We start from the raw sequence: 3,805 nt of genomic DNA on the forward strand, positions 1-3,805 counted from the left end.
GATTTTTTTTTTTTTGTTCAACCAGAAAGAGGCATACGAGATTTTTACCTGTCTCATGGGCTCGGAAATGGTTATAAGAGACAGGTCTGGGTCTGCGGACCTGAAGGTCCCTGGGCTTGTTGGCCTGTGTGGCTAGTTGCCGTGCAGGGCGGTGCGCAGGGTGGTCGTGGCCAGGGTGATCGCGGCCTCGGCGGCGTGGGTCCCGCGCAGGGCGTTCAGCATGACGAAGTCGTGGATGACGCCCTGGAAGCGCACGGCGGTCACCGCCACACCGGCCTCGCGGAGCTTGTTCGCGTACGCCTCGCCCTCGTCGCGCAGGACGTCGGCCTCACCGGTGATCACGAGGGTCGGAGGCAGGTCCTTGAGCTGGTCGAGGCTCGCGCGCAGCGGGGACGCGGTGATGTGGGCCCGCTCGGCCTCGTCGGTCGTGTACTGGTCCCAGAACCACTGCATGCCGTCGCGGCGCAGGAAGTACCCCGTGGCGAACTGGTGGTAGGAGCCGGTGTCGAAGCTCGCGTCCGTCACCGGGTAGAACAGCACCTGCTGCACCAGCGGGACATCACCGCGCTGCTTGGCCATCAGGGTCAGCGCGGCGGTCATGTTGCCGCCGACCGAGTCGCCGGCCACTGCCAGCCGCGTGCCGTCCAGGTCCTTGGACGCGCCCTGCTCGACGACCCACTTCGCGACCGCGTAGTTCTGCTCGACGGCGACCGGGTAGCGGGCCTCGGGGGAGAGGTCGTACTCGGGGAAGACCACGGCGGCCCGCGCGCCCACGGCCAGCTCACGGACCAGCCGGTCGTGGGTGTGGGCGTTGCCGAACACCCAGCCCGCGCCGTGGATGTAGAGGATCACGGGCAGGACGCCCTCGGCCCCGGCCGGCCGGACGATCCGCGCCCGGACACTGCCGGTCGGGCCGCCGGAGACGGTGATCCACTCCTCGTCGATGTCCGGCTTCGCGATCTCGCCGGACTGCACCTCGTCGACCGCCTTACGGCCTTCTGCGGGCGGCAGTTCGAAGAGGAAGGGCGGGTTGGCGGTGGCCTCGGCGAAGGCGGCGGCGGCCGGTTCCAGGACCGGGCGGATCGGTTCGGAGGTGTCGGACATGTGGTTCTCCCGAGGGGTCGTGATGTCGTGCGGCGCACGCGGTTCGAGGTGTTGTCCGGGTCGCGCTCGGTTCGGCGGCGCGCGCGGCGGCCCGCGGACCGATGGCTCGCGCGGTTCGGTGGCTCGCTCGGTTCGGTGGGTGGGTCGCGCGGCGGCGCCTCGGCCAGCACGCTAGGTCCGGAGCCGGCTGGGGAATTGCCCGCCAGCGCACCGGAATCGGTCCGGGAGCGCACGACATGGGCGGCGTCGGTACCCCGTGCGCTGTGAGGACGAACGCGATGCGCCACCGGACCAGGGGGAGACGTCCGGCCCGCCTAGCTTTCCGGCATCGCCGGCGATCAGCGTCGGCGCACACCCCCTCCGAAAGGCATGCCCATGGTCGACATCGACATCGACATCGACGCCGTCACCGCCACCCCCGGCCCCGACCTGCTCACCCCCGACAACTGCGCGGTCCTGTTCGTGGACCACCAGCCGCAGATGTTCTTCGGCACCGGCAGTGGAGACCGCACCGCGATCATCAACGCGACCGTCGGGCTGGCCAAGGCCGCCAAGGTCTTCGACGTGCCGGTGGTGCTCAGCACGGTGGCCGCCGAGTCCTTCTCCGGTCCGCTCCTGCCGCAGCTCGCGGACGTCTTCCCCGACCGGAAGACCATCGACCGTACGACGATGAACGCCTGGGAGGACGTCGCCTTCGTCGAGGCGGTGAAGGCGACGGGCCGCCGGAAGCTCGTCATCGCCGGCCTGTGGACCGAGGTGTGCGTCGTGCTGCCCGCCCTGTCCGCGCTGGCCCAGGGCTACGAGGTCTACGTCGTCACCGACGCGTCCGGCGGTGTCAGCCCGCAGGCCCACGAGCACGCCGTGCAGCGGTTGATCCAGGCCGGCGCCGTACCGGTCACCTGGGTGCAGGTGCTCCTGGAGTTCCAGCGCGACTGGGCGCGTACGGAGACGTACGGACCCACCATCGAGGTCGTCAAGGAACACGGGGGCGCCTACGGCCTCGGGATCGTCTACGCCCAGGCCGTCATCGGGGAGCACGCGGCGGGCTGAGGGACGGCCGGCGCCGCCTGCGCGGGCGGGCTAGTGGTTGCGGAGACGTGTGCCCCGGCCGTCTGTCGGGGCCTGCCGCGCCGAGTCCCGCCACTCGCTCGGTGACATGCCGTACGCCGCCCGGAAGACCCGGCTGAAGTGGGTCGCGCTGAGGAAGCCCCAGCGGCCGGCGACCGCGGCGATGGTCCGGCGGTTGCGGACACCGAGCACGAGGTCGCGCCGGCACTCCTCCAGTCGGCGGCGCTGGACCCAGCGCCCCACGGACGTCCCCTCGTCCTGGAAGAGCCTGTGCAGATAACGCACCGAGATGTGGTGGGCTCCCGCGATCACCTCGGGCGACAGGTCCGCGTCGGCCAGGTGCTCGTCGATGAACTCCAGGATCCGTGCCATCAGGGGCGAACGGTCGGCCGGTGCGTTCGTCGGGTCGGCGCCCGGTGTACCGGTCCGGGTCCGCCCCAGCTGCTCCGCCGCGAGCGTGGCCAACAGGTTCACGGCGTTCCGGGCGAGCATCTCGCCGACCGGGGGCTCCGCCGGGATCGCGGAGATCGCCGGGATCGCGGAGATCGCCGGGATCGCGGGGACCGCCGGGATCGCCGGGACCGCCGTGTCGGCCAGTTCGGACAGGAACGGCGACAGCAGGGTGCCCAGTCGGGAGGACCGGGCGACCGGGTGCGAGACGACACGCCGCAGGTCGTCGTAGCCGTCCTCCAGCCCGAGTTCCTCGCGCGCGACCAGGAAGACCGTGAGGCGGCAGTGGTCGGGGAAGTCCAGTGACGGCGGGTGGTTCGCGTCGTAGAAGCAGATGTCACCCGGCTGGAGCGAAAGATCCGGGACCGGGGCGGCCGACGGAACGCGGGGGCCGTGCAGTCCCACGAACAGGTACGCGCCCCCGACCCGCGCGGTCAGCCGGTACGCCCCGGCTCCGGGTGACCGTCCCTTCCCGGGTAATTCGGCGGCGTTCCCGCCGAGGACGGTGATGCGGAGACCCGCCGGGGCGATGGTGCCGATGTCGGACCTCGTCATCTGTCCCTACCTCCAAGGCCGTTCGAGCACACCGTTCAGTCACTGCACCCGGAGCCTAGGAAGGGAGATGTGAAAAAAGAGTGACCGTCGAGTGACGGCCGTCGACACGCGGCTACGCCACGCGGCTAGTTGGAGGGGGCTTCTGACGGGTCTCCGTGGACGACCGAGCGGCGGGTTGTGCGGTCGCCGGTGCGGTCGGCGGTGCGGTCGGCGGTGGGGTGGGCGGTGCGGTGGGTCTCGTGCGCGTCGTACGTCCCGGCCAGCTCGGCGGCGAGCGCGCGCAGCAGCTCGTGCTGGGTGTAGCGGCCGGGCGTGTGTTCCCTGACGAGGTGCGCGTCGGCCAGGCCGTCGAGCACCTGCCGGGCGCGACGGACCGGGAGCCCGGCCAGGGCCGCTGCCGTCTCGGCGTCCAGGTCAGGGCCCGGGTGCGGCGACAGCAGACGGAACAGCCGGGCGTGCTCCGCCGGAAGACGACGGTAGGAGCGGGTGAGGACGGCACGGAGGTCGGGTGTGCCACCGGGCGCGACGAACGCGTCGAGTACGCGCGGGGCCTGTCGTAGCTCGGCGGCGAGGGATGTGAGGGGTGTGCGGTGCGCCTGGGGTGTGAGGGGGACGGCGGGAACATAGG

General features: G+C 71.2%; 3 protein-coding genes and 1 pseudogene. 1 reads left to right on the plus strand and 3 read right to left on the minus strand.

The window, feature by feature from the left end; translation table 11 throughout:
* Positions 1-132: 132 nt before the first annotated feature.
* Positions 133-1,104 carry an alpha/beta hydrolase gene (locus P1P70_RS41875; protein WP_319247330.1) on the minus strand — a complete coding sequence of 324 codons (972 nt, stop codon included), beginning with the start codon at positions 1,102-1,104 and terminating at the stop codon, positions 133-135.
* Positions 1,105-1,479: 375 nt separating this feature from the next.
* On the opposite strand from P1P70_RS41875, the gene P1P70_RS41880 reads away from it, so the two are divergent.
* Positions 1,480-2,154 (plus strand): hydrolase, encoded by a 675-nt coding sequence (locus tag P1P70_RS41880; protein WP_319247332.1) that lies wholly within the window; start codon positions 1,480-1,482, stop codon positions 2,152-2,154.
* 30 nt (positions 2,155-2,184) lie between these two features.
* On the opposite strand, the gene P1P70_RS41885 is transcribed toward P1P70_RS41880, so the two are convergent.
* Positions 2,185-3,177: a helix-turn-helix domain-containing protein gene (locus P1P70_RS41885; RefSeq protein ID WP_319247333.1), complete on the minus strand. Its 993-nt coding sequence runs from the start codon at positions 3,175-3,177 to the stop codon at positions 2,185-2,187.
* Between the two features lie 125 nt (positions 3,178-3,302).
* A pseudogene (locus P1P70_RS41890) lies at positions 3,303-3,805 on the minus strand (hypothetical protein); the annotation flags it as partial.

The organism is Streptomyces sp. MB09-02B (assembly GCF_033794485.1).
Taxonomy (GTDB): Bacteria; Actinomycetota; Actinomycetes; order Streptomycetales; family Streptomycetaceae; genus Streptomyces.

What these genes read in the sequence shown, in the direction of transcription:
- P1P70_RS41875 (WP_319247330.1), bottom strand. Translation starts at nt 1,104, where the DNA reads ATGTCCGACACCTCCGAACCGATCCGCCCGGTCCTGGAACCGGCCGCC.
- P1P70_RS41880 (WP_319247332.1), top strand. Translation starts at nt 1,480, where the DNA reads ATGGTCGACATCGACATCGACATCGACGCCGTCACCGCCACCCCCGGC.
- P1P70_RS41885 (WP_319247333.1), bottom strand. Translation starts at nt 3,177, where the DNA reads ATGACGAGGTCCGACATCGGCACCATCGCCCCGGCGGGTCTCCGCATC.